Here is a 26141-nt window from a genome sequence, read left to right on the forward strand (position 1 = left end):
TGCCATCCGGCTTATTTTTTTACACTTCCAGGTAATTCAGAATACCGTCAGCGGCTTTACGGCCTTCGGCAATCGCGGTAACGACCAGGTCGGAACCGCGAACGATATCACCGCCAGCAAAGATTTTCGGGTTGCTGGTCTGGAACGCGTTTTCGTTGCCTTCCGGCGCAATAACACGACCCTGAGAGTCCAGCTCTACGCTGTGCTTCGCCAGCCACTCCATGCTGTGAGGACGGAAACCGAACGCCATTACTACGGCATCGGCCGGGATCACATGCTCGGAGCCTGCCACGATCTCTGCGCGACGACGACCTTTCGCATCCGGCGCACCCATCTCAGTGCGCGCCATTTTCACGCCGCTCACTTTGCCGTTGGCATTCACTTCAATACCCAGAGGCTGGATGTTGAACTGGAATTCCACGCCCTCTTCACGCGCGTTTTTCACTTCGCGTTTAGAGCCCGGCATGTTCTCTTCGTCACGACGATAGGCGCAGATCACGTGTGCCGCATTCTGGCGAATGGAGGTACGCACGCAGTCCATCGCGGTATCACCCCCGCCCAGCACCACCACGCGTTTGCCTTCCATGCTGACATACGGCTCATCGGCGGTTTCGCCATAGCCCATGATCTGTTTGGTATTGGCAATCAGGAATGGCAGTGCGTCGAATACGCCCGGCGCATCTTCGTTTTCCAGACCACCGCGCATGGACTGATAGGTTCCCACGCCCAGGAAGACGGCGTCGTAATCCTTCAGCAGGTCGTCGAGCTGCACGTCGCGACCCACTTCCACGTTCAGTTTGAACTCAATGCCCATACCGGTGAAGATTTCACGGCGGCGGGTCATGACCTCTTTTTCCAGCTTAAAGGCCGGAATACCGAAGGTCAGCAGACCGCCGATTTCCGGATGGCGGTCAAAGACCACCGCCTTCACGCCGTTACGGGTCAGAACGTCCGCACAGGCCAGGCCCGCCGGGCCTGCACCGATGATCGCCACACGCTTGTCGGTTTGCTTCACGCCGGTCATATCCGGACGCCAGCCCATTTCGAAGGCTTTATCGTTGATATAGCGTTCGATATTACCGATGGTCACCGCGCCAAATTCGTCGTTCAGCGTACAGGAACCTTCACACAGACGGTCCTGAGGACACACGCGGCCGCACACTTCCGGCAGGGTGTTTGTCTGGTGAGACAGCTCGGCAGCTTCAAAAATACGTCCTTCGTTGGCCAGTTTCAGCCAGTTCGGGATGTAGTTATGCACCGGACATTTCCATTCGCAGTAAGGGTTACCGCAGGACAGGCAGCGGTCTGCCTGTGCTTTGGCCTGGCCTTCTGAAAACGGCTCATAGATTTCTACAAATTCAATTTTACGGATCTTCAGCGGTTTCTTTGGCGGATCAACACGCTGCAGGTCGATAAACTGGTATACGTTCTGGCTCATCTGAATTCCTTACTGCGCCTGCACACGCAGCTCTGCTGCGCTACGACTACGGTGACCCAACAGGGCTTTAACATCGCTGGACTTCGGTTTAACCAGCGCGAATTTCGCAGAGAACGCCGGCCAGTTGGCCAGGATCTCTTCGCCGCGCGAAGAACCGGTATGCTGCACGTGTTCGGTAATCAGACCGCGCAGGTGTTCTTCGTGGATAGCCAGCGTTTCAACATCCAGCACTTCCACCAGTTCAGGGTTCACGCGTTTGCGGAACTCACCGTCTTCATCCAGGACGTAAGCAAAACCGCCCGTCATGCCTGCGCCAAAGTTCACGCCGGTTTTACCCAAGACGCACACAATCCCGCCCGTCATGTATTCACAACCGTTATCACCGATACCTTCAACCACGGTGATGGCACCGGAGTTACGTACGGCGAAACGTTCACCTGCACGACCCGCTGCAAACAGACGACCACCGGTCGCGCCGTACAGACAGGTGTTACCGATGATGCTGGCATCGCAGCTACGGAAGGCTGAACCGACCGGCGGACGCACCGCCAGCAGACCACCCGCCATGCCTTTACCGACATAGTCGTTGGCATCACCGGTCAGATACAGTTCAACGCCGCCGGCGTTCCACACGCCGAAGCTCTGACCCGCGGTACCGCTGAAGTGCGCGGTAATCGGGTCGGCCGCCAGGCCCTGGTCACCGTGCGTTTGCGCGATGTAACCGGAAAGCGATGCACCGACAGAACGATCAGTGTTGCGAATATCAAACCAGAACGTTTTGCTCTGCTTGTCATCCACGTACGGCTTCGCTTGCTGCAGCAGCTGCGCGTTCAGCACGCCATTGTCGAACGGCGGGTTATTCTCGGTGCAGTAGACCGCTTTGCCAGGATGTGGCTCGGCAGTTTCCAGCAACTTAGACAGCTCCAGCTTCTGCTGTTTGGCTGTGAAACCTTCCAGCTCTTTGAGCAGGTCGGTACGGCCAATCAGATCCACCAGGCGTTTCACGCCCAGCTGTGCCATCAGCTCACGGGTTTCGCGGGCGATGAAATCAAAGTAGTTCGTCACTTTGAACGGCAGGCCGTGGTAATGGTTCTTACGCAGCTTCTCGTCCTGAGTTGCAACACCGGTTGCACAGTTGTTCAGGTGGCAAATACGCAGGTATTTACAGCCGAGCGCGACCATAGGGCCCGTGCCGAAACCAAAGCTTTCCGCACCCAGAATCGCCGCCTTGATAATGTCGAGGCCGGTTTTCAGGCCGCCATCCACCTGCAGACGGATCTTATGACGCAGACCGTTAGCCACCAGCGCCTGCTGGGTTTCCACCAGGCCAAGCTCCCACGGACAGCCCGCGTATTTCACGGAGGAGAGTGGGCTTGCCCCGGTACCACCGTCATAACCGGCGATGGTGATCAGGTCCGCATAGGCTTTTGCCACACCGGTCGCGATGGTGCCAACGCCCGGTTCGGAAACCAGCTTCACGGAGATCATCGCTTTCGGGTTGACCTGTTTCAGGTCGAAAATCAGCTGCGCCAGATCCTCGATAGAGTAAATATCGTGATGCGGTGGCGGAGAAATCAGCGTCACACCCGGTACGGAGTAGCGTAATTTGGCGATATACGGCGTGACTTTATCACCCGGTAACTGGCCGCCTTCGCCCGGTTTTGCACCCTGAGCGACTTTAATCTGAATCACGTCGGCGTTAACCAGATATGCTGGCGTGACGCCAAAGCGACCGGATGCAACCTGCTTGATACGTGAGACTTTGTTGGTGCCATAACGGGCAGGGTCTTCACCACCTTCACCGGAGTTTGAATTGCCGCCGATGCTGTTCATTGCTTCAGCCAGCGCTTCGTGAGCTTCCGGGCTGAGCGCACCGATGGACATTGCCGCGGTGTCAAAGCGTTTAAACAGTTCAGTGGCAGGCTCAACGTCGTCAATGCTGACGGCTTCATCACCCGGGTTCAGCGCCAGCAGGTCGCGCAGCGTCGCCGCCGGACGGCTGTTCACCAGTTCAGCATACTGCTGGTAATCGCTGTACTCGCCGCTCTGAACGGCCTGTTGCAGCGTACGCACCACGTCCGGGTTATAAGCGTGATATTCACCGCCGTGGACATACTTCAGCAGACCACCTTGATCCAGCGGCTTACGTGCCAGCCAGGCGCGTTTCGACAGGTTCATCAGATCCTGCTGGAAGTCAGCGAATCCGGCACCGCCGATACGGCTGATAACGCCCTGGAAGCAAAGTGTCGCCACGTCGTCATGCAGACCGACCGCTTCAAACAGCTTCGAGCAGCGGTAGGAGGCGATGGTCGAGATGCCCATTTTGGACATGATTTTGTACAGGCCTTTGTTGATGCCGTTACGGTAGTTCAGCATCACCGTGCGGTAATCTTTGTCGATAGCACGGGTATCCACGAGACGCGCCAGCGTTTCGTAGGCCAGGTACGGGTAAATAGCCGTCGCACCAAAGCCTAACAGCACGGCAAAGTGGTGCGGATCGCGGGCGCTGGCGGTTTCAACAATGATGTTGGCGTCGCAGCGCAGGCTCTTATCGACCAGACGCGTCTGGATAGCACCTACCGCCATTGGGGCCGGTACCGGCAGACGGTTTTTCGCAATATTGCGGTCAGAGAGCACCAGCAGAACGGTACCGTTACGCACCATCTGTTCCGCTTTGTCACACAGCGCATTCACCGTCTCTTCGAGGGTCGCTTCGGTCACGTCGAAAGTGATATCGAGCGTGTCGGCGCGGTAGTGATCCTCTTTCAGGGTGGTGAGCTGTTTGAAATCAGAGTACAGCAGGATCGGCGATTTAAAGGTCAGGCGGTGCGCCTGGCCTTCAGCTTCGCAGAAGACGTTCATCTCGCGACCGATGCTGGTGGCCAGTGACATCACGTGTGCTTCACGCAGCGGATCGATTGGCGGGTTGGTCACCTGCGCAAACTGCTGACGGAAGTAGTCATAAATGATGCGTGGCTGGCTGGAGAGCACGGCAAACGGGGTATCGTCACCCATGGAGCCGACCGCTTCCTGGCCATTTTCACCGAGTACGCGGATCACGGAATCCAGCTCTTCGGCGCTGTAGTTAAACTGTTTCTGGAAGCTGGCGAGCGTATCATCGTCCAGCTCACGACTGCCCACTTCTTCATCCGGCAGATCTTCGAATGGCACCAGGCGACGAACGTTTTTCTCCATCCACTCTTTGTACGGATGGCGGCTCTTCAGATCGTTATCGGTTTCAGCAGAGTGCAGAATGCGCCCACCGCGGGTGTCGATAACCATCAGCTCGCCCGGGCCAACGCGGCCTTTCTCAACCACTTCGTCAGGCTGGTAATCCCAGATACCGACTTCAGAGGCGCAGGTGATGAGCTTATCTTTGGTGATGACGTAGCGTGCCGGACGCAGACCGTTACGGTCCAGGTTACAGGCAGCAAAGCGACCGTCGGACATAACGATGCCCGCCGGGCCATCCCACGGCTCCATGTGCATGGAGTTAAAGTCGAAGAACGCGCGCAGCTCTGGATCCATATCCGGGTTGTTCTGCCATGCCGGTGGCACGAGCAGACGCATGGCGCGCACGATATCCATACCGCCTGCCAGCAGCAGCTCCAGCATGTTATCCATGGAGCTGGAGTCAGAGCCGGTTTCGTTAACGAACGGCGCGGCATCATGCAGGTCAGGGATCAGTGGCGTCTGGAACTTATAGGTACGAGCACGCGCCCACTGGCGGTTACCCGTAATGGTATTGATCTCGCCGTTGTGCGCCAGGTAGCGGAACGGCTGCGCCAGCGGCCAGCGAGGGACGGTGTTGGTGGAGAAGCGCTGGTGGAAGAGGCAGATGGCCGATTCCAGACGCAGGTCCGCCAGGTCCAGGTAGAAGCGCGGCAGGTCAGCCGGCATACACAGACCTTTATAGATGTTCACCAGGTTAGAGAGGCTACAGACGTAGAACTCTTTGTCGTCCTGGAGACGTTTTTCAATGCGACGACGGGCGATAAACAGACGGCGTTCCATATCACGCGGACGCCAGCCCGCAGGGGCATTAACAAAAATCTGTTCAATTCGAGGCAGCGAGGAGAGGGCGATTTCGCCGAGTACCCCTTCGTTGGTTGGCACATCGCGCCAGCCAACAATAGACAGGGTTTCACGTTGAAGTTCTTCTTCGACGATGCGGCGTGAGGCGGCAGCTTTTTCAGGATCCTGATTCAGGAACAGCATACCGACAGCGTAGTTTTTGGCTAAACGCCAGCCGCGCTCTTCCGCAACGATACGGAAGAAACGATCCGGTTTTTGCAGCAGCAGACCGCAACCGTCGCCGGTTTTACCATCAGCAAGGATGGCACCACGGTGCTGCATGCGGGCCAGTGCGTGAATAGCAGTACGCACTACCTTGTGGCTAGGTTCGCCTTCTATGTGGGCGATCAGGCCGAAACCACAGTTATCCTTCTCAAGGGATTTATCGTACAACATATCAGTGAACCTCCCCAGGCTCGTCGGGCTTCCCACTGAACCGTGGCGCACAGGCACAGAAAGAGCATGGCGACGGGGTTTGCGTTTCATACGCGTACCTCGCATTCGCCCTCTTTTTCATCCTTTCGCGCAGGTAAACAAGTTTGAGGACTTGCTTCAGAGGGAATCTCAATTACTGCATAAATATGATGAGCAGGCTGCTCATCCAGAAAGCTTCCAGCGGATTTCCAACTTATCGGGAATTGGTACACAGGTCAAATGGCAATCTTATTTATACAAAAATGTGCTAAAGCGTAATTAACTATTTGTATATAAAAGAAATTCAACTCTATTTACAACGTTTGTAAGCTGTGGAGAGACGCAGCGGAGTGTGATCTGACTCACTATATGAAAGCGGTATTATCGATGTAGCGTGCTGAATAGCCGTTTTTTAGCAGAATAATTCTCTACGATGAAATGCAAACCCGCATAAAGTCACTGTTTTTCAGTGCTGACGCTATAAGTGAAAAAAACAATCAGAACATAAGGAAAAGTAATCACAACTGGCGTGAATGAAATTGCAGTAATCCTGAGTATTTATTCATAGAGGTAAAGGCCGTCCAGGGCGATTGATCCAGGTCATCGCCGACAGAGGCTAAAAATGGCAGGCTTGTCCCCTTTCTTTGGGACGGTCTATCAGATTATGCAGTTACAGAAATTAGTCAACATGTTTGGTGGGGATCTTTTGCAGCGTTATGGGCAAAAGGTTCACAAGCTGACGCTGCATGGCGGTTTTAGCTGCCCGAACCGTGACGGGACGATCGGGCGCGGGGGCTGTACTTTCTGTAATGTGGCGTCTTTTGCTGACGAAGCGCAGCAGCATCGTTCCATCGTCGAACAGCTGTCCCATCAGGCGAGTCTGGTCAACCGTGCGAAACAGTATCTGGCCTATTTCCAGGCCTACACCAGCACATGGGCGGAAGTACAGGTCTTGCGCTCCATGTATCAGCAGGCGGTAAGTCAGGCCAGTATCGTAGGGCTGTGTGTGGGCACCCGCCCGGACTGCGTGCCGGAAGCGGTACTGGACCTGCTCAGCGAGTACAAGGAGCAGGGGTATGAGATCTGGCTGGAGCTGGGCCTGCAAAGTGCGCACGACAAAACTCTGCACCGCATCAACCGTGGACATGATTTCGCCTGTTACCAGCGCACCACACGTCTCGCGCGTGAGCGTGGGCTAAAGGTGTGCTCGCACCTGATTGTCGGCCTGCCAGGCGAAGGGCAGCAGCACGGTCTTGAGACGCTGGAAAAGGTGGTCGAGACCGGTGTAGACGGAATTAAGCTGCATCCACTGCACATCGTAAAGGGCAGTATCATGGCCAAAGCCTGGGAAGCCGGGCGCTTAACCGGTATTGAGCTTGACGCGTATACGATGACGGCGGGGGAGATGATTCGGCACACCCCGCCGGAGATTGTCTACCACCGCATCTCCGCCAGCGCCCGCCGTCCAACGCTTCTTGCACCGCTCTGGTGTGAGAACCGCTGGACGGGGATGGTGGAAATCGACCGTTATCTGCAAGAGCACGGCGTACAGGGGTCGGCGCTTGGTCGCCCCTGGGTTCCCCGCTTACCGGCGACGACCGCCTAACAGGCTCCCCAGCATGCCGCGTACAATCTGATTCGTGACCTGACGCGCTGCACTTTTCGCCATGGTCTGCACGACGCCATCGCGTTTGCCGCCGCGTGGTCCGGTTGTACCAAACAGGATATCCTTAAGCCCGCCCAGGATGCCGTCGTCCACGGCAACAGACTGGCCTTTGGCGGCAGGCGCGTCCTGGGATTCGGTGGTGGCCTGTACCCCTTTTTGCAGCATCTCGAATGCCGACTCGCGATCCACGTCGTCCTCATACTTACCATACAGCGGGGAGCGGTTAATCAGGCCGTTGCGTTCATCGTCCGTCACGGGTCCCATCCGGGAGCAAGGGGCAATCACCATTGCGCGCTCCACAACGGACGGGCTGCCTTTTGCATCCAGGAAAGAGATAAGCGCTTCACCGGTGCCCAACGCCTGGATGGCCGCTTCGGTATCAAATGCCGGGTTCGCTCGCATGGTTTGTGCGGCGGCTTTGACGGCCTTCTGATCTTTCGGCGTAAAGGCGCGCAGGGCATGCTGTACGCGGTTGCCAAGCTGTCCCAGTACGTTGTCAGGAATATCGGACGGGTTTTGCGAAACAAACCAGACGCCGACGCCTTTAGAGCGGATCAGGCGGATCACCTGTTCAATCTTATCCAGAAGAACCTGAGGCGCATCGTTAAACAGCAGGTGCGCCTCGTCGAAGAAGAAGACCAGCTTGGGTTTGTCGAGATCGCCGGCTTCAGGTAACTGCTCGTACAGTTCAGAGAGCATCCACAGCAGGCTGGCGGCGTAGAGCTTCGGCATCTGGTAAAGCTTCTCTGAGCTCAGAATATTGATGATGCCTTTCCCGTTGCTGTCGGTGCGCATCCAGTCCTTGATATCCAGCATCGGTTCGCCAAAGAAATGTTCGGCACCCTGTTGCTCCAGGGTCAGTAACCCGCGCTGGATGGCCCCGACTGAGGCGCTGCTGATATTACCGTACTGGTTCTGGAACGATTTGGCGTTATCACCGATGTACTGGGTAATGGCCCGCAGATCTTTGAAATCAAGCAGCAGCAGACCCTGGTCGTCGGCAATACGGAAGATGATGTTCAGCACACCGGACTGCACATCGTTGAGGTTGAGCAGACGAGCCAGCAGCAGCGGACCGAGATCGGAGACGGTTGCACGTACCGGGTGACCTTTCTCACCAAAGATATCCCATAACACGACCGGATTGTTGTGCGGTGTCCAGTCCGTGATGCCGATATTTTTGAGTCGGTCGAGCAGTTTTTCGGACGGAGTGCCTTCCTGAGCCACACCGGTTAAATCGCCTTTTACATCGGCCATAAAGACCGGTACGCCAATCTCTGAAAGCGACTCTGCCAGCTTCTGCAGGGTCACGGTTTTCCCCGTCCCGGTGGCCCCGGTGATGAGACCGTGGCGGTTGGCCATCGCGGGCAGTAAAAACAGCTCTTTGTCCAGCGTGCGGGCAATTAACAATGGTGTACTCATAATGCGCTTCCTCTCTTAGTCCTCGGTCGAGTATAGGCAACCTGACGGCAAAATGGCTGAGTAAATTGCTGACTTTGCGGCGCATTATCCAGCGCGGACTATGCTTTTGCATACGGTTCACAAAATTTTGGAAAACTATGTCCAGATTCTTCTTTAACGATCGCAAACAGCTGGTCAACGACGCCATCGAAGGCATACTGATTTCGGCACCACACGCTAATCTCGTCAAACTTGATATCGACCCGGCCATTCGGGTGGTGGCGCGCAGCGACTGGGATAAAAGCCGGGTGGCGGTCATTTCAGGCGGTGGCTCTGGTCACGAACCTGCACACGCCGGGTTTGTCGGCAAAGGGATGCTCACGGCAGCGGTGTGCGGGGATCTTTTTGCTTCGCCGAGCGTTGATGCGGTGCTGAACGCCATTGTGGCGGTAACGGGCGATCGGGGTTGTCTGCTGATCGTGAAAAATTACACCGGCGACCGGCTTAATTTCGGCCTGGCGGCAGAAAAAGCCAAGCGCTATGGCCTGAAGGTCGAGATGGTCATTGTCGCCGATGATATTGCCCTGCCGGATAACAAGCAGCCGCGCGGTATCGCCGGTACGGCACTGGTTCATAAAATCGCGGGCTATGCGGCAGAGCATGGCAAATCACTGACCGAGGTGCGCGATATCGCGCAGCAGGCTTGCGATAATCTCTGGAGCCTGGGCGTGGCAATGCAAACCTGTAACCTGCCGGGCAGTGATGATGAAGAGGGGCGGATCAAGCAGGGGCACGTGGAGCTGGGGCTCGGGATCCACGGCGAGCCTGGTGCCTCGGTTGTCGATACGCAAAACAGCAAAGCCATTATCGACACGCTGGTCGAGCCGCTCAAAGCGCAGGCCGGTAACGGGCGTTTTGCGGTGCTTATCAATAACCTCGGCGGCGTGTCGGCGCTGGAGATGGCGTTGCTCACCAAAGAGCTGGCCCACTCGGCGCTGAAAGAGAATATCGCTTATCTGATTGGTCCGGCACCGCTGGTGAGTGCCCTGGATATGAAAGGCTTTTCGCTGACGTTGCTGAAGCTTAACGATCTGTTCGAAAAAGCTCTCCATGAAGAGGTGGAGACGTTGGGCTGGCAGAAGCCGGTGGCGTTTGCGCCGCTGCGCGTGCAGGAACATAGCGCGATCCATGACCGCGTGGAATATACCGCCTCGGACAATCCACGGGTCGCAGAGATCGTCTCCACGGTCACGCAGACGCTGATCCAGCTGGAAAACCGCCTCAATGCGCTGGATGCCAAAGTGGGTGATGGCGATACGGGCTCTACCTTTGCGCAAGGGGCGCGGGATATTGCGCAGCGTCTGGAGAAGAAACAGCTTCCGCTAAATGATGTGTCGACGCTGTTGCTGCTGGTTGGCGAGCGGCTGGCAACGGTTATGGGGGGCTCAAGCGGTGTGCTGATGTCGATCTTCTTTACCGCTGCCGGGCAGACGTTGCATGACGGTCAGCCGTTGCCGGAAGCGCTCTTAAGCGGGCTGGCGCAGATGAAGCAGTATGGTGGGGCAGATCTTGGCGATCGCACCTTGATCGATGCCCTGCAACCGGCGCTGGAGGCATTGCAGAAAGGCGACCTTCAGGCTGCTGCGCAGGCTGCGAACGCGGGCGCTGAGGCGACAGCGAATATGGTGAAAGCGGGTGCCGGACGTTCGTCGTATGTCAACAAAGAGAACCTGGAGGGGGTGACCGACCCGGGGGCCGTGGCGGTGGCAGAGGTGTTCAAGGCAATGACCGCAGCAAAACGGTAGCGTTTTGAGTATTACACCCTCTCCCGACGGGAGAGGGTAGAGATGCGTGCAATCAGGCCGCACGCACCCCGCGCGTTCACATCAAAAATCCGCTTTCAACACCACGCGATAACGGGCTTTACCGTCACGCACATGCTGGATAGCTTCGTTGATTTTAGACATCGGATACAGTTCGGTGGTGGGCGCCACTTTAGTGCGTCCGGCAAACTTCATCAGTTTGCGCAATTCGAACGGCGTACCGGTTGCGGAACCGGAGACGCTGCGATCCCCCCCGATCAGCGTAAACGCAGGCACCGGCAGCGGTTTCATCACTGCACCGACGGTGTGGAAGTTACCGCCGTGGGCCAGCGCTTCAAAGTACGGTTGCCAGTCGAGATCGACGTTAACAGTATTGATGATCAGATCAAACTGACCTGCCAGCGATTTAAGCGCTTGCGGATCGCGGCTGTTGACTACCTTATCCGCCCCCATCGCCAGCACTTCTTTCTCTTTGGCCGGGTTCGAGCTAAACGCCGTGACTTCACAGCCCATCGCGTGCAGCAGTTTGATTGCGATATGGCCCAGACCACCAATCCCGATGACACCCACACGGCTGGTGGCGGTGACATGATGCATCAGCAGCGGTTTGAATACGGTGATACCGCCGCACAGCAGCGGACCGGCAGATTCGATATCAATGCTGTCCGGCAGGGGAATAACCCATTGCCAGTCGGCACGCAGTTTATCGGCGAAACCGCCTTTGTTCAGAATGGTAGGGACTGCGCCTTCGAGGCAGTTGATTTGGTTACCGCTGATACAGGCATCGCAGTGACCACAGCTGCGCGCCGTCCAGCCAATCCCCACGCGCTGGCCGATCTTCAGCCCTTTGTCCTGTGCGGCGCTACCGAGCGCCACAACGCGGCCAATGACTTCGTGGCCAGCAATCAGTGGATACTGTGAGAAGCCCCATTCATTGTCGATCATGGAGAGATCGGAGTGGCAGATCCCGCAGTAATCAACCTGCACTTCGACGTCTTCTGCTTTTAGGTCGCCCGCATCGTATTCGTACAGCTCAAGTTCTGCACCCGCCTGCGGTGCGGCGTAGCTTTTTATCTTCGACATCGTGTTTCCCCCGTTATGGTGTGAACTGAGAGTGTAGAGCATTCAGTTTACAGTCGCTTAACAGAAGAGGGCAGGAATGCCCTTTACAGAGTTTTCAGCATCCTGACTTCGCAATCGACGTGGCCGGTACAGCCCAGCGGCGCATCAATATGCGTAAAGCCCAGATGTTCATACAGGCCAATGGCCTCTTTGAGGAAGGCGGTTGTTTCCAGGTAACAGCGTTTAAAACCCTGAGTACGCGCATGTTCAAGGGCGATAAGCGCCAGCTTTTTCGCCAGCCCTTGCCCGCGTACCGACGGCAGGAAATACATTTTTTGCAGTTCGCAGATATCCGGCTCGCTGCAGCTTAAAGGCGCCACGCCACCGCCGCCCACCACCTGACCGTTCTGCTCAATAACCCAATAGGCGTAGCCCGGCTGGCTATACAGCTGAAACAGCTCATCCAGATTCGGGTCGGCAACGGTATAACCTTTGTCGGCGGTCAGGCCATACTCTGCGGAAACCGTTCGGATAACGGCGGCAATAGCCGGGTTGTCCTGCTCAGTGATCCGACGCATCGTCGTCGCGACGGGGGTAATCACGCTCATAGTCTTACTCATTACAAAAATTGACACACAACTGCTGTTAATAGCACCGCAGTAAAGGGAGCGCAAGCGAGGAGTTTTCAGGAAGGATACCCCTTACGCCCTGAAGCGTAAGGGGTAAAAGCATTACAGGGCTGCAATAACCGCCTGCTGCTCGATCAGTTTGGTCTTAGCATCGGCGAAGGCAACCAGACGCTCACGTTCTTTCGCGATAACCGCTTCCGGCGCGCGGGCAACAAAGCCTTCGTTCGCCAGTTTGCTTTCGATTTTGCCAATTTCCACATCGACCTTAGCCACTTCTTTTGCCAGACGAGCCAGCTCAGCGTCTTTGTCGATAAGACCTGCCATCGGGATCAGCAGCTCGGCGCCGTCGATGATTTTGGTCACGGATACCGGACCTTTGTCATCCGCAGGCAGCACGGTGATGCTTTCCAGACGCGCCATGGTTTTCAGGAAGGTGTTGTTCTCGGTGACACGGCGAACAGCAGCCTCACTGCAACCGCGCAGCAGCAGCTCCAGAGGTTTACCCGGGGCGATGTTCATTTCGGCACGGATATTACGTACCGCCACGATCGCCTGTTTCAGCCATTCGGTATCGGCTGACGCCGCTTCATCGACCTTCGCTGCATCGAATTCCGGGAACGGCTGCAGCATGATGGTGTCGGCGTTGATGCCGGCAATCACTTTCACACGCTGCCAGATGGTTTCGGTGATGAATGGAATAATCGGGTGCGCCAGACGCAGCAGACCTTCCAGAACGGTAATCAGCGTGTTGCGCGTACCGCGCAGTTCCGCTTCAGAACCGCCGTTCATTACCGGTTTTGCCAGCTCCAGGTACCAGTCACAGAACTGGTTCCAGGTGAATTCATACAGAATGCCCGCCGCGATATCGAAGCGGTAGCTGTCCAGCGCTTCGCGGAAGGCTTTTACCGTCTGGTTGAACTCTGCCAGGATCCAGCGATCGGCCAGAGACAGGGTCATCTCGCCGCCGTTAAAGCCGCAATCCTGATCTTCGGTGTTCATCAGCACGAAGCGGCTGGCGTTCCACAGCTTGTTACAGAAGTTACGGTAACCTTCCAGGCGCTTCATGTCCCAGTTGATGTCACGACCGGTTGAAGCCAGTGCCGCCAGAGTGAAACGCAGGGCATCAGTACCGTGTGGTTCGATCCCATTCGGGAACTGTTTCTCAGTACGCTTGCGGATCTTCTCTGCCAGCTGCGGTTGCATCATGTTGCCGGTACGTTTTTCCAGCAGCTCTTCGAGGGAGATACCGTCAACCATGTCCAGTGGGTCGATAACGTTACCCTTGGACTTGGACATCTTCTGGCCTTCGTCGTCACGAATCAGACCGGTCATGTAGACGGTATGGAACGGAACCTGTGGCTTGCCGTTTTCATCTTTGATGAAGTGCATGGTCATCATGATCATGCGGGCGATCCAGAAGAAGATGATGTCGAAGCCGGACACCATCACGCTGGTTGGGTGGAACTGACGCAGCGCGTCGGTGTTCTCCGGCCAGCCCAGCGTGGAGAAGGTCCACAGTGCGGAGGAGAACCAGGTGTCCAGTACGTCTTCGTCCTGACGCAGGGCGACATCGGCACTCAGGTTGTTTTCCTGACGAACTTCATCTTCGCTGCGGCCAACATAGACGTTGCCTTCACTGTCGTACCAGGCCGGGATACGGTGGCCCCACCACAGCTGACGGGAGATACACCAGTCCTGAATATCACGCATCCAGGAGAAGTACATGTTTTCATACTGCTTCGGCACGAACTGGATGTCGCCGTTCTCGACCGCTTCAACAGCCGGTTTCGCCAGCACGTCGGCGCGCACGTACCACTGGTCGGTCAGCATTGGCTCGATAACAACACCACCACGGTCACCGTACGGCACGGTCAGATCGTGAGGTTTGATCTCTTCCAGCAGGCCGAGTGCATCCACTGCAGCGACAATCGCTTTACGCGCGGCAAAACGTTCCATTTTCTGGAATTCAGCCGGAATGTCGCTGGAGTAAACGTCGGATTCGTTACCTTTGGTGTCATACACTTCCGCGCTTTCACGGATATCACCGTCGAACGTCAGAATGTTGATCATTGGCAGGGCGTGACGACGACCCACTTCGTAGTCGTTGAAGTCGTGTGCCGGGGTGATTTTCACACAGCCGGTGCCTTTTTCCATGTCGGCGTGTTCATCGCCCACAACGGGAATGCGGCGGTTAACCAGCGGCAGCACCACGAATTTGCCAATCAGATCTTTATAACGCGGATCTTCCGGGTTAACGGCCACGCCGGTATCGCCCAGCAGGGTTTCCGGACGGGTGGTCGCTACCACCAGGTAATCTTTACCGTCTGCCGTTTTAGCGCCGTCGGCCAGCGGATAGCGGATATGCCACATGGAGCCTTTAGACTCACGGTTTTCCACTTCCAGGTCGGAGATAGCGGTGCGCAGTTTAGGGTCCCAGTTTACCAGGCGCTTGCCACGGTAAATCAGGTCTTCTTTGTACAGACGGACAAACACTTCTTTAACGGCGTTGGAAAGGCCTTCGTCCATGGTGAAGCGCTCGCGCTCCCAGTCCACGGAGTTGCCAAGACGGCGCATCTGACGGGTGATGGTACCGCCGGACTCTGCTTTCCACTGCCAGATTTTATCGATGAACGCGTCGCGACCGTAGTCGTGGCGGGTTTTACCTTCTTCAGCGGCAATTTTACGCTCAACCACCATCTGGGTCGCGATACCCGCGTGGTCAGTCCCCGCCTGCCACAGGGTGTTTTTGCCCTGCATGCGCTGGTAGCGGATCATGGTATCCATGATGGTCTGCTGGAAGGCATGACCCATATGCAAACTGCCGGTGACGTTCGGCGGTGGGATCATGATGCAGAAGGACTCTTTGCTTTCATCGCCGTTAGGCTTGAAATAGCCCTGCTGTTCCCAGTGCTCGTAAAGCGGCTGTTCGATATCGCGTGGGTTATATGTCTTTTCCATTATTTCCAGGTTGCCGTATTCAGGTTAAAACCAGCCAGGCGGTACGCTTTATAGCGTTCGCGCGCCAGTTGTTTCAAAGATTCTTCGTAAGGGACAAAGTCTACCACTTCTGTGAAAGCGGTGGCAAAATCTGCAAAATCTATCCGCAGGCTAATCAGAATATCGCGCGCGCTGCTGTTGCGCTTTTGCGGCCAGGCAATCTCTACCGGTGCGCCGCCACGAGGGCCTTCGCCAGACAGATTATGCGGAACAAAACTCTCCGGCGGGCGTGCCCAGAGTGCTTCGTCAAGGCGGATGGCCTGCTGCTCATCTTCGCAGGCAATCAGAACGCGTTTACCTGCGCGCCAACGTTCTGCGGCAATTTCACACACCAGCTGTTCAACTGCGCTGAGGCCGTCCTGATGGGTGTCGTTGTCCAGAAGGTAGAACGTTGCATTCTTCATATATGGGGCTTCTTGTTGTGGATTTAAATGCAAGGCCGGGCTGACCCGGCCTACAAACGGCATCTTTCCGTAGGCCCGGTAAGCGTAGCGCTACCGGGCATCTGACGGCAATTACTCTTCGCCGTTAAAACCCGCACGATTGAGCAGGAACTGCGACAGTAACGCGACCGGACGACCGGTTGCGCCTTTGGCCTTACCGGAACGCCAGGCGGTACCTGCGATATCCAGATGCGCCCAGTTGTACTTACGGGTAAAGCGCGCCAGGAAGCAGCCCGCAGTAATTGCCCCGCCAGGACGACCGCCGATGTTCGCCATATCGGCGAAATTAGACTCCAGCTGTTCCTGGTACTCGTCACCCAGCGGCAGACGCCATGCGCGGTCACCGGCCTGTTCGGACGCGCCAATCAGCTCGTGCGCCAGAGGATTGTGGTTCGACATCAGCCCGGTGATGTGATGGCCCAGCGCAATCACACAGGCACCGGTCAGCGTGGCCACGTCAATGACCGCTTCAGGCTCGAAGCGCTCAACGTAGGTCAGCACGTCGCACAGCACCAGACGGCCTTCGGCGTCGGTGTTCAGCACTTCAACGGTCTGGCCGGACATGGTCGTCAGAACGTCACCCGGACGGTACGCACGACCGCCAGGCATGTTTTCACAGCCCGCCAGCACGCCAATGACGTTTATCGGTAGCTGAAGTTCTGCCACCATACGCATCACGCCATACACTGCTGCTGCACCACACATGTCGTACTTCATCTCGTCCATGCCTTCGGCAGGCTTGATGGAGATACCGCCGGAATCGAAGGTCAGACCCTTACCAACCAGCACAATCGGACGCGCATCTTCAGACGGGTTACCTTTGTACTCGATAACCGACATCAGCGACTCATTCTGGGAGCCGTTGCCGACTGCCAGATAGGAGTGCATTCCCAGCTCTTTCATCTGCTGTTCGCCGATGACGCGGGTGATGACATTCTTACTGTAGGCGTCAGCCAACTGACGTGCCTGAGAGGCCAGATAGGCTGCGTTACAGATGTTAGGCGGCATATTGCCCAGATCTTTTGCGGCTTTAATCCCGGCAGCAATCGCCAGACCGTGCTGGATAGCGCGTTCACCGCTGGTCAGCTCGCGACGGGTCGGTACGTTAAAGACCATCTTACGCAGCGGACGACGTGGCTCGCTTTTGTTGGTTTTCAGCTGGTCGAAGCTGTACAGGCTCTCTTTTGCCGTTTCGACCGCCTGACGCACTTTCCAGTAGGTGTTACGGCCTTTGACGTGCAGCTCGGTCAGGAAGCAAACGGCTTCCATTGAGCCGGTATCATTCAGCGTATTAATCGTTTTCTGAATAACCTGCTTATACTGACGTTCATCCAGCTCGCGCTCTTTACCGCAGCCAATCAGCAGAATACGTTCAGACAGTACGTTTGGAACATGGTGCAGTAACAGCGTCTGCCCAGGTTTGCCTTCCAGTTCGCCACGGCGCAGCAGGGCGCTGATGTAGCCATCACTGATCTTATCGAGTTGCTCGGCGATCGGGGAGAGTCGGCGTGGTTCAAAGACGCCCACAACGATGCAGGCACTCCGCTGTTTCTCCGGGCTACCGCTTTTTACACTGAACTCCATGCACTACGCTCCTGAATCTTAAAGACAACAGCGGCTGCTACAGATAGAATTGAAACCTTTCGTAACTCATGTCCGCTGTTGTGGTGACTTCGTGTTAATCTTACGTTACTACGGTTTCGACACGTCAGAAAAAGTCCTGAAGCGTGAATCCGCCGGATGTTTTAATCTTAGCGATGATTTCGACGACTCAAGAGAATAAATGACGTTTAAGCCATGAAACAAGCGATTTTCCAGCAAAGAGACGGGTTTTTACGGGCGTATTTAAAGTGATAATCATAAGATATCTGGTGCGGGAGACGCTCAAAAGCCAGCTGGCGATCCTCTTCATCCTGCTGCTGATTTTTTTCTGTCAGAAGCTGGTCAGGATCCTCGGTGCGGCCGTTGACGGCGAAATTCCTACGAATCTGGTGCTTTCCCTGCTTGGTTTAGGGATCCCGGAAATGGCGCAGCTTATCCTGCCGCTAAGTCTTTTCCTCGGTCTGCTCATGACGCTCGGCAAGCTTTATACCGAGAGTGAAATCACCGTGATGCACGCCTGCGGCTTGAGTAAAGCCGTACTGGTGAAAGCCGCTATGGTTCTGGCGCTTTTCACAGGTATCGTTGCGGCGGTGAATGTGATGTGGGCGGGCCCAACGTCTTCCCGTCACCAGGATGAAGTGCTGGCAGAAGCCAAAGCAAACCCGGGTATGGCCGCACTGGCGCAGGGCCAGTTCCAGCAGGCGACGGACGGGAATTCTGTTCTCTTTATTGAAAGCGTGGATGGTAGCCGCTTTAACGATGTGTTCCTTGCTCAGCTCCGCACCAAAGGGAATGCCCGTCCTTCCGTCGTGGTGGCCGATTCGGGTCAACTGTCACAGCGTAAAGATGGCTCTCAGGTAGTGACGCTGAATAAAGGCACGCGCTTCGAAGGCACTGCGATGCTGCGCGATTTCCGCATCACCGATTTCCAGAACTACCAGGCTATTATTGGTCACCAGACCGTGGCGCTCGATCCAAGTGATACCGAGCAAATGGATATGCGTACCCTGTTCAATACGGACAACAACCGTGCGCGTGCCGAACTGCACTGGCGTATCACGCTAGTATTCGCCGTATTTATGATGGCTCTGATGGTCGTTCCGCTGAGCGTGGTTAACCCACGTCAGGGACGCGTGCTGTCAATGTTGCCAGCCATGCTGCTGTACCTGGTATTCTTCCTGTTGCAGACCTCGATTAAGTCTAACGGTGGTAAGGGTAAAATTGACCCGTTCGTCTGGACCTGGGTGGTCAATGGTCTGTATCTGCTGCTGGCGGTGGGACTCAATCTGTGGGATACGGTGCCTGTGCGCCGCATTCGTGCCCGCTTCTCGCGTAAAGGAGCCCTCTAATGCAGGCGTTTGGCGTTCTTGACCGCTATATCGGTAAAACTATTTTTTCCACCATCATGATGACGTTGTTCATGCTGGTGTCGCTCTCCGGCATTATCAAATTTGTCGATCAGTTGAAAAAAGCCGGGCAGGGGAGCTATGACGCGCTGGGTGCGGGCATGTATACCCTGCTCAGCGTGCCAAAAGATGTGCAGATCTTCTTCCCGATGGCAGCCCTGTTGGGTGCGCTGTTGGGCTTAGGGATGCTGGCACAGCGCAGTGAACTGGTTGTTATGCAGGCTTCGGGCTTCACCCGTATGCAGGTTGCGCTGTCGGTGATGAAAACCGCGATCCCGCTGGTGCTGTTGACCATGGCAATTGGCGAGTGGGTGGCACCGCAGGGTGAGCAGATGGCGCGTAACTATCGTGCGCAGGCGATGTACGGTGGCTCATTGCTCTCAACGCAGCAAGGGTTGTGGGCAAAAGATGGTGACAGCTTCGTCTATATCGAACGTGTGAAGGGCGATGACGAACTGGGGGGCGTGAGTATTTACACCTTCAATAACGATCGTCGTTTGCTCTCCGTGCGTCACGCCTCTTCGGCCAAGTTTGACGCCGAGCATAAGCAGTGGCGGTTGTCGCAGGTGGATGAGTCAGACCTGACCGATCCAAAACAGATCTCCGGCTCTCAGACGGTGTCGGGCATGTGGAAAACCAAACTCACGCCGGACAAACTCGGCGTGGTGGCGCTGGATCCTGACGCTCTCTCCATCAGTGGTTTGCACAACTACGTGAAATACCTGAAGTCGAGCGGACAGGATGCCGGACGTTATCAGCTCAACATGTGGAGCAAAATCTTCCAGCCGTTGTCCGTGGCGGTGATGATGCTGATGGCACTGTCGTTTATCTTTGGCCCGTTGCGTAGCGTGCCGATGGGCGTGCGCGTGGTGACCGGGATCAGCTTCGGCTTTGTGTTCTACGTTCTCGATCAGATCTTCGGCCCGCTGACGCTGGTTTATGGTATTCCGCCTGTTATCGGCGCGCTGCTGCCGAGTGCCAGCTTCTTCCTGATCAGCCTCTGGCTGATGCTGAAACGCTCCTGACAGACCTCTTCTCGCTTCCGGAGAACCGGAAGCGAGGCTAATCTCCTGTTTCACCCCGCACTTTTTCTCACAACCTTCAACGCCCCGTCGCGAATTTGAGTATTATTGAGCGATAAAGTCGTGAAGGGATCCTCTATGAAGCAAATTCGAATGCTGGCCCAGTACTACGTCGATCTGATGATGAAGCTTGGGCTGGTGCGTTTCTCCATGCTGCTGGCACTGGCGCTGGTCGTTCTGGCCATTGTCGTGCAGATGGCCGTAACCATGGTTCTGCACGGTCAGGTCGAGAGTATCGACGTGATCCGCTCCATCTTCTTTGGCTTGCTGATTACACCCTGGGCGGTCTATTTCCTCTCCGTGGTGGTTGAACAACTGGAGGAGTCCCGTCAGCGCCTGTCAAAACTGGTCGATAAACTGGAAGAGATGCGCGATCGCGATCTGAAGCTCAACGTTCAGCTAAAGGATAATATCGCCCAACTGAACCAGGAGATTTCGGATCGTGAGAAGGCGGAGGCTGAGCGCCAGGCGACGCTGGAGCAGCTGAAAATCGAAATGAAAGAGCGCGAGGTGACGCAGATCCAGCTTGAGCAGCAATCCTCTTTCCTGCGCTCGTTCCTTGATGCATCGCCGGATCTGGTTTTCTACCGTAATGAAGATAAAGAGTTTTCCGGCTGTAACCGGGCGATGGAATTGCTGACCGGGAAGAGCGAGAAGCAGCTGATTCACCTGAAGCCGCAGGACGTATACTCCGAAGAGGCGGCCGCCAAAGTGATGGAGACGGACGAAAAAGTGTTCCGTCATAACGTTTCGCTGACCTATGAACAGTGGCTGGATTACCCGGACGGGCGCAAAGCCTGCTTTGAGATCCGTAAGGTGCCGTACTACGACCGCGTGGGGAAACGCCACGGTCTGATGGGGTTTGGCCGCGATATCACCGAGCGTAAGCGCTATCAGGATGCCCTTGAACGTGCCAGCCGCGATAAAACCACCTTCATCTCCACCATCAGCCATGAACTGCGTACGCCACTTAACGGAATTGTCGGCCTGAGCCGCATTCTGCTGGACACCGATCTCACCGCAGAACAGGAAAAATACCTTAAAACCATCCATGTCTCAGCGGTCACGCTGGGGAATATCTTCAACGATATTATCGATATGGATAAGATGGAACGCCGCAAAGTGCAGCTTGATAACCAGCCGGTTGATTTCACCGGTTTCCTTGCCGATCTGGAAAACCTGTCGGGTTTGCAGGCGCAGCAGAAGGGGCTGAGCTTTGTCATGGATCCCACGCTGCCGCTGCCGCACAAGGTGGTTACCGACGGCACGCGTCTGCGCCAGATCCTGTGGAACCTTATCAGCAATGCGGTCAAATTTACCCAGAAGGGGCAGGTCTCGGTACGTATTCGCTATGACCAGGGCGACATGCTGCACTTTGAGGTGGAAGACTCCGGCATTGGTATTCCGCAGGAAGAGCAGGACAAAATATTTGCGATGTACTATCAGGTGAAGGACAGCAACGGTGGCAAGCCCGCTACCGGCACGGGAATTGGTCTGGCGGTGTCTAAACGCCTTGCGAAGAGCATGGGCGGTGATATTACCGTCGCCAGCCATCCGGGCAAAGGCTCAACCTTCACGCTGACGGTGCACGCGCCGGCGGTGGCGGAAGAGGTGGAAGATACCTTCGAAAACGACGATATGCCGCTGCCCGCGCTGCATGTCCTGCTGGTGGAAGATATTGAGCTTAACGTAATTGTCGCACGCTCTGTCCTGGAAAAACTGGGCAACAGCGTGGATGTGGCGATGACCGGTAAAGCCGCGCTGGAGATGTTTAAGCCGGGTGAATATGATCTCGTTCTGCTGGATATTCAGTTGCCGGACATGACCGGGCTGGATATTTCCCGTGAACTGACGAGCCAGTACGCTGCCGACGAACTGCCGCCGCTGGTGGCGTTGACGGCGAACGTGCTGAAAGATAAAAAAGAGTACCTCGATGCCGGTATGGATGATGTACTTAGCAAGCCGCTGGCGGTGCCTGCCCTGACCGCCATGATCAAGAAGTTCTGGGATACCCATGATGAAGAGGAGAACACCATGACGTCTGTGGATAGCGCGAAAGCCCAAACGATACTCGATACCGCGATGCTGGAGCAGTACATCGATCTGGTTGGTCCAAAACTGATTACCGACGGTCTGGCGGTATTTGAAAAAATGATGCCGGGCTATCTGAGCGTGCTGGAATCAAATCTGACAGCGCGGGATCAGAAAGGCATTGTGGAAGAAGGGCATAAAATCAAAGGCGCGGCCGGCTCGGTCGGCTTACGTCACCTGCAGCAGCTGGGACAACAGATTCAGTCACCTGATTTACCTGCCTGGGAAGATAACGTAGGTGATTGGGTTGAAGAGATGAAACAAGAGTGGCAGAACGATGTGGCGGTGCTTAAAGCCTGGGTGGACGCCAGAAAAAAATGACCCCGGCTTAACCGGGGTGCGCGAATACTGCGCCAACACCAGGGAAATTGTGGCTGCGCCTGTTTTTTTGTGTTGTTTTCGTATGGACGCCGCCTGAAAATTTAGGCCGCACGCAAATAAGATAGCAAATCTTAAATGGTTTGTTACAGGAATCAGTGAAATGTGTGAAGCATAGCGTTTTAATCAAAATTAATTATGTGCTTCAGCGAGTTGCAGAGAAGGATCGTCATGATGAAAAAGATTGGTGTCGTACTGAGCGGATGTGGCGTTTACGATGGTTCTGAGATACACGAAGCCGTCATCACATTGCTGGCCCTGGCAAGAGAGGGGGCTGAAGTCATTTGCTTCGCGCCAGACAAAAATCAGGCTGATGTCATTAATCATCTGACCGGGGAGCCGATGGCGGAAACCCGTAACGTCCTGATTGAAGCCGCGCGTATTGCGCGTGGCGAAATTCATCCTCTGATTCAGGCGGACGCGGCAGAGCTTGATGCGTTAATTGTGCCGGGCGGGTTTGGGGCGGCTAAAAACCTCAGCACGTTTGCCACGCAAGGCGCCGGGTGTCAGGTTGATCCGCATTTAAAAGCGTTATCACAGGCCATGCATGCGGCGGGTAAACCGCAGGGCTTTATCTGTATCGCTCCGGCCATGCTTCCGACAATTTTTGATTTCCCGCTGCGCCTGACCATCGGGACCGATATTGATACAGCGGAAATCATCGAGGAGATGGGAGGCGAGCACATCCCTTGTCCGGTGGATGACATTGTGGTGGATGAAGACAATAAAATCGTCACCACACCTGCGTATATGCTGGCGCAGACTATCGCGGAAGCCGCTTCAGGCATTGAAAAGCTGGTGGCCAGAGTGCTGGTGCTGACTGAATGAGGCGTCAATTCGCCGCAGGCGCCTGGGTAAAACGTATTCTTTGGCGTGCCGTGTTGGTGCTGGCGGTGTTCTGGGGCGGCGGACTGGCATTATTCAGCATTCTGCCGGTTCCGTTTTCTGCCGTGATGGTTGAGCGTCAGCTGAGCGCGTGGTTCACCGGTGACTTCAGCTATGTTGCCCACTCTGACTGGGTGAGCACAGATGAAATCTCCCCGTGGATGGGGCTGGCGGTGATAGCGGCGGAGGATCAGAAATTCCCGGAGCACTGGGGGTTTGACGTGGCGGCAATCGAGAAAGCGCTCGCCCATAATGAACGCCATGAAAACCGCGTGCGCGGCGCATCGACGTTGTCACAACAGACGGCCAAAAACCTGTTTTTGTGGGATGGCCGCAGCTGGGTGCGAAAAGGACTGGAAGCCGGATTGACCCTGGGGATGGAAACGGTCTGGAGCAAGAAACGTATTCTGACGGTCTATCTGAACATTGCCGAGTTTGGTGATGGCGTGTTTGGTGTCGAAGCCGCGTCGCAGCGATATTTCAATAAACCTGCCAGTCGGCTGAGCCTCTCTGAAGCTGCGCTGTTGGCCGCGGTCTTGCCTAACCCAATTCGCTTTAAGGCCGATGCACCCTCAGGCTATGTGCGAAACCGACAGGCGTGGATCATGCGCCAGATGCGGCAGCTGGGAGGGGAAGGGTTTATGGCGAGAAATAAATTGATGTAAGGCGGGTAAGCGTAGCGCTACCCGCCATGAAAGAGGTGTTAGTCTTCGTCAAACCCGGCGTTAAACAGCGCAATCACCGCCGCCAGCGCTTCCTCTTCCTGTGGACCGGTAGCTTCTACTTCAATCTGGCGGCCTTTGGCGGAGTCCAGCATCAGCAGCGCAATCACGCTGTTCGCTTCCGCCTCGGTACCTTCATCGTTACGCAGCAGAACTTCTGCATCGAAACCCTGCATCAGCTCAAACAGTTTCATCGCCGGACGTGCATGCATGCCCAGCTTATTGGTGATCTCAACGGTTTGTTTTACGGTCATGTTTTACGTTTTTCCAGCGTGCGATGACGGGACTGAACGTTCTTTCCGCGTGAACGGAAATAGTCGGCCAGCTGTTCGGCGATATAGACCGAACGATGTTTACCGCCGGTACAGCCAATCGCCACGGTCAGGTAGCTACGATTGTTTGTCTCCAGCATAGGTAACCATAGCTCAAGGTAGCTTCGCGTCTGGTAGATAAAATTGTGAACTTCTGTGTGTCTGTCGAGGAAGGCCGCGACGGGCTTATCGAGACCGGTCATTGGACGCAGCTTCGGATCCCAGTGCGGGTTCGGCAGGAAGCGCACGTCGAAAACATAATCCGCATCAATAGGAATACCGTGCTTAAAGCCGAATGACTCGAACACCATCGTCAGTTCACGCTCGCGTTTGCCCAGTAAACGGGTACGCAGCATTTCCGCCAGCTCATGCACGGACATTTCGGACGTATCGACAATCAGGTCAGCACGGGAACGCAGCGGTTCCAGCAGATCGCTCTCTTCGTCGATAGCACTTTCCAGCGAGAGGTTCTTGCTGGAAAGCGGGTGCAAACGACGGGTATCGCTGTAGCGACGGATCAGAGTATTGCGGTCTGCATCGAGGAACAGCAGCTGAGGCGAGAATGAATCAGGCAAGTTGCTCATTGCCTGTTCAAAGATTTCTGGCGATTCAGGCATGTTACGAACGTCGATACTGACGGCGGCAGAGATTTGCCTCTCCGCAAGCGTGCGTGCCAGGTCGGGCAACAGCACGACCGGCAGGTTATCTACGCAGTAAAACCCCATGTCTTCCAGCGCGCGCAGGGCCACGGATTTCCCGGACCCTGAACGGCCACTGACAATCATCAGCACCATGTTCCGTTTCTCCTCAGGACAACAGATGTGAAGGCCATCTCCTGGTTATGCATCATCCTGATTGCCTTCTGCTTCAGTGATAATTTGATATAGCTCTTCATCACTTTGGGCTGCGCGCAGTCGACGGCAAATGGTTTTATCGGCCAGGCGTTTTGCGACCAGCGAAAGCGTATGCAAATGGGTTTTCGTCTGGTCGGCAGGCACCAGCAGCGCGAAGAGGAGATCGACGGGCTGATTATCGATGGCATCGAAGGCGATAGGCGTCTCCAGCTGCACAAACACACCGACGGCACGCAGGGTGTCCTCTTCCAGTTTGCCGTGCGGGATCGCGATGCCGTTGCCGATGCCGGTACTGCCCATTTTTTCACGGGTCAGGATCGCTTCGAACACGACCTGCGGCGGCAGGCCCAGCTGTTTTGCGGCCAGTTCACTGATGATCTCCAGCGCACGTTTTTTGCTCTGGCAGTGAACAGCACTGCGCGTACATTCCTGGTTAAGGACATTGCTCAGTTGAAGAGCGGAATCGTTGTTCATCATAATTTCACCTAAGCGCTAACTGTACAAACGGCCTGTTGTGTTTCACAACAGGCCTTCCTGCACCCGTTAACTGCCCGGACAATTAGTGTTGTTTCAGTTTGTCTTTATGTTTATTGAGCTGTCGTGCAAGCTTATCAATCAAGCCGTCGATAGCAGCGTACATGTCTTGCCCTTCCGCACTGGCATGGAGCTCACCCCCGTTGACATGCAGGGTCGCATCCGAGATATGAGTCACTTTCTCCACTTTCAATACAACATAGACCTGGTTGATCCTTTCGAAATACTGCTCGAGTTTCGCGAATTTAGCATTCACAAAATCACGTAAAGCCTCAGTAATCTCGACGTTATGTCCTGTGATATTGAGCTGCATAGTGTCTTCCTTATCG

At 55.5% G+C, this 26141-nt stretch carries 19 protein-coding genes; 7 read left to right on the forward strand and 12 right to left on the reverse strand.

Annotated features, from left to right (window positions below; translation table 11 throughout):
* Positions 1-19: 19 nt before the first annotated feature.
* Positions 20-1438 carry a glutamate synthase small subunit gene (locus QRN24_RS16480; RefSeq protein WP_014171835.1) on the reverse strand — a complete coding sequence of 473 codons (1419 nt, stop codon included), beginning with the start codon at positions 1436-1438 and terminating at the stop codon, positions 20-22.
* Between the two features lie 9 nt (positions 1439-1447).
* On the reverse strand, positions 1448-5908 hold the full coding sequence (gene gltB / locus QRN24_RS16485; RefSeq protein ID WP_032679060.1) for a glutamate synthase large subunit: 4461 nt from the start codon (positions 5906-5908) through the stop codon (positions 1448-1450).
* 682 nt (positions 5909-6590) lie between these two features.
* Between gltB and mnmL the strand changes: the two genes are divergently transcribed.
* On the forward strand, positions 6591-7532 hold the full coding sequence (gene mnmL / locus QRN24_RS16490; protein WP_139252549.1) for a tRNA modification radical SAM protein MnmL/YtqA: 942 nt from the start codon (positions 6591-6593) through the stop codon (positions 7530-7532).
* Here the strand turns inward: mnmL and QRN24_RS16495 are convergent.
* Positions 7512-9014, reverse strand: a complete 1503-nt coding sequence (locus QRN24_RS16495; RefSeq protein WP_025202916.1) for a helicase HerA-like C-terminal domain-containing protein — start codon at positions 9012-9014, stop codon at positions 7512-7514. The two genes, mnmL and QRN24_RS16495, sit on opposite strands and share 21 nt — an antisense overlap.
* A gap of 137 nt (positions 9015-9151) precedes the next feature.
* Here QRN24_RS16495 and QRN24_RS16500 point away from each other — a divergent pair, with 137 nt between their 5' ends.
* Positions 9152-10798 carry a glycerone kinase gene (locus QRN24_RS16500; RefSeq protein WP_032680191.1) on the forward strand — a complete coding sequence of 549 codons (1647 nt, stop codon included), beginning with the start codon at positions 9152-9154 and terminating at the stop codon, positions 10796-10798.
* Positions 10799-10879: 81 nt separating this feature from the next.
* Here QRN24_RS16500 and ahr read toward each other — a convergent pair whose 3' ends face one another.
* From ahr to pepA, 5 genes are all read right to left on the reverse strand, one after another.
* Positions 10880-11899 carry an NADPH-dependent aldehyde reductase Ahr gene (gene ahr, locus QRN24_RS16505; RefSeq protein WP_032680192.1) on the reverse strand — a complete coding sequence of 340 codons (1020 nt, stop codon included), beginning with the start codon at positions 11897-11899 and terminating at the stop codon, positions 10880-10882.
* Between the two features lie 83 nt (positions 11900-11982).
* Positions 11983-12486: a GNAT family N-acetyltransferase gene (locus QRN24_RS16510; RefSeq protein WP_020883521.1), complete on the reverse strand. Its 504-nt coding sequence runs from the start codon at positions 12484-12486 to the stop codon at positions 11983-11985.
* Positions 12487-12609: 123 nt separating this feature from the next.
* Positions 12610-15465 (reverse strand): valine--tRNA ligase, encoded by a 2856-nt coding sequence (locus tag QRN24_RS16515; RefSeq protein ID WP_020883522.1) that lies wholly within the window; start codon positions 15463-15465, stop codon positions 12610-12612.
* Positions 15465-15908 carry a DNA polymerase III subunit chi gene (holC, locus tag QRN24_RS16520; protein ID WP_008502815.1) on the reverse strand — a complete coding sequence of 148 codons (444 nt, stop codon included), beginning with the start codon at positions 15906-15908 and terminating at the stop codon, positions 15465-15467. The genes QRN24_RS16515 and holC overlap by 1 nt, the downstream gene beginning before the upstream one ends.
* A 111-nt stretch (positions 15909-16019) precedes the next feature.
* Positions 16020-17531: a leucyl aminopeptidase gene (gene pepA, locus QRN24_RS16525; protein WP_014171826.1), complete on the reverse strand. Its 1512-nt coding sequence runs from the start codon at positions 17529-17531 to the stop codon at positions 16020-16022.
* A gap of 266 nt (positions 17532-17797) precedes the next feature.
* On the opposite strand from pepA, the gene lptF reads away from it, so the two are divergent.
* From lptF to mtgA, 5 genes are all read left to right on the forward strand, one after another.
* Positions 17798-18898, forward strand: a complete 1101-nt coding sequence (gene lptF, locus QRN24_RS16530) for an LPS export ABC transporter permease LptF (RefSeq protein ID WP_014171825.1) — start codon at positions 17798-17800, stop codon at positions 18896-18898.
* Positions 18898-19980, forward strand: coding sequence for an LPS export ABC transporter permease LptG (gene lptG / locus QRN24_RS16535; protein ID WP_014171824.1), 1083 nt, complete (start codon positions 18898-18900; stop codon positions 19978-19980). The genes lptF and lptG overlap by 1 nt, the downstream gene beginning before the upstream one ends.
* 135 nt (positions 19981-20115) lie before the next feature.
* Positions 20116-22449, forward strand: coding sequence for an aerobic respiration two-component sensor histidine kinase ArcB (arcB, locus tag QRN24_RS16540; protein ID WP_032679053.1), 2334 nt, complete (start codon positions 20116-20118; stop codon positions 22447-22449).
* 231 nt (positions 22450-22680) lie between these two features.
* Positions 22681-23334, forward strand: a complete 654-nt coding sequence (elbB, locus tag QRN24_RS16545; RefSeq protein WP_032670144.1) for an isoprenoid biosynthesis glyoxalase ElbB — start codon at positions 22681-22683, stop codon at positions 23332-23334.
* Positions 23331-24056 carry a monofunctional biosynthetic peptidoglycan transglycosylase gene (mtgA, locus tag QRN24_RS16550; protein WP_014171821.1) on the forward strand — a complete coding sequence of 242 codons (726 nt, stop codon included), beginning with the start codon at positions 23331-23333 and terminating at the stop codon, positions 24054-24056. Before elbB ends, mtgA begins: the two co-directional genes overlap by 4 nt.
* 38 nt (positions 24057-24094) lie before the next feature.
* On the opposite strand, the gene npr is transcribed toward mtgA, so the two are convergent.
* The 4 genes from npr to hpf form a co-directional block, all read right to left on the reverse strand.
* On the reverse strand, positions 24095-24367 hold the full coding sequence (npr, locus tag QRN24_RS16555) for a PTS phosphocarrier protein NPr (RefSeq protein WP_003861872.1): 273 nt from the start codon (positions 24365-24367) through the stop codon (positions 24095-24097).
* Positions 24364-25218, reverse strand: a complete 855-nt coding sequence (gene rapZ / locus QRN24_RS16560; protein WP_014171820.1) for an RNase adapter RapZ — start codon at positions 25216-25218, stop codon at positions 24364-24366. The genes npr and rapZ overlap by 4 nt, the downstream gene beginning before the upstream one ends.
* Positions 25219-25263: 45 nt before the next feature.
* Complete coding sequence (gene ptsN / locus QRN24_RS16565) at positions 25264-25755, reverse strand: PTS IIA-like nitrogen regulatory protein PtsN (protein ID WP_014171819.1); 492 nt, start codon at positions 25753-25755, stop codon at positions 25264-25266.
* Positions 25756-25837: 82 nt separating this feature from the next.
* Entirely contained in the window at positions 25838-26125 is a 288-nt protein-coding gene (hpf, locus tag QRN24_RS16570; protein WP_014171818.1) for a ribosome hibernation promoting factor, read from the reverse strand.
* Positions 26126-26141 lie beyond the last annotated feature (16 nt).

This window comes from Enterobacter sp. MEB024 (assembly GCF_030209635.1).
GTDB classification, from domain to species: domain Bacteria; phylum Pseudomonadota; class Gammaproteobacteria; order Enterobacterales; family Enterobacteriaceae; genus Enterobacter; species Enterobacter ludwigii.

Coding starts and splice junctions, on each gene's coding strand:
- QRN24_RS16480 (WP_014171835.1), bottom strand. CDS start 1,438: ATGAGCCAGAACGTATACCAGTTTATCGACCTGCAGCGTGTTGATCCG.
- gltB (WP_032679060.1), bottom strand. CDS start 5,908: ATGTTGTACGATAAATCCCTTGAGAAGGATAACTGTGGTTTCGGCCTG.
- mnmL (WP_139252549.1), top strand. CDS start 6,591: ATGCAGTTACAGAAATTAGTCAACATGTTTGGTGGGGATCTTTTGCAG.
- QRN24_RS16495 (WP_025202916.1), bottom strand. CDS start 9,014: ATGAGTACACCATTGTTAATTGCCCGCACGCTGGACAAAGAGCTGTTT.
- QRN24_RS16500 (WP_032680191.1), top strand. CDS start 9,152: ATGTCCAGATTCTTCTTTAACGATCGCAAACAGCTGGTCAACGACGCC.
- ahr (WP_032680192.1), bottom strand. CDS start 11,899: ATGTCGAAGATAAAAAGCTACGCCGCACCGCAGGCGGGTGCAGAACTT.
- QRN24_RS16510 (WP_020883521.1), bottom strand. CDS start 12,486: ATGAGCGTGATTACCCCCGTCGCGACGACGATGCGTCGGATCACTGAG.
- QRN24_RS16515 (WP_020883522.1), bottom strand. CDS start 15,465: ATGGAAAAGACATATAACCCACGCGATATCGAACAGCCGCTTTACGAG.
- holC (WP_008502815.1), bottom strand. CDS start 15,908: ATGAAGAATGCAACGTTCTACCTTCTGGACAACGACACCCATCAGGAC.
- pepA (WP_014171826.1), bottom strand. CDS start 17,531: ATGGAGTTCAGTGTAAAAAGCGGTAGCCCGGAGAAACAGCGGAGTGCC.
- lptG (WP_014171824.1), top strand. CDS start 18,898: ATGCAGGCGTTTGGCGTTCTTGACCGCTATATCGGTAAAACTATTTTT.
- arcB (WP_032679053.1), top strand. CDS start 20,116: ATGAAGCAAATTCGAATGCTGGCCCAGTACTACGTCGATCTGATGATG.
- elbB (WP_032670144.1), top strand. CDS start 22,681: ATGAAAAAGATTGGTGTCGTACTGAGCGGATGTGGCGTTTACGATGGT.
- mtgA (WP_014171821.1), top strand. CDS start 23,331: ATGAGGCGTCAATTCGCCGCAGGCGCCTGGGTAAAACGTATTCTTTGG.
- npr (WP_003861872.1), bottom strand. CDS start 24,367: ATGACCGTAAAACAAACCGTTGAGATCACCAATAAGCTGGGCATGCAT.
- rapZ (WP_014171820.1), bottom strand. CDS start 25,218: ATGGTGCTGATGATTGTCAGTGGCCGTTCAGGGTCCGGGAAATCCGTG.
- ptsN (WP_014171819.1), bottom strand. CDS start 25,755: ATGATGAACAACGATTCCGCTCTTCAACTGAGCAATGTCCTTAACCAG.
- hpf (WP_014171818.1), bottom strand. CDS start 26,125: ATGCAGCTCAATATCACAGGACATAACGTCGAGATTACTGAGGCTTTA.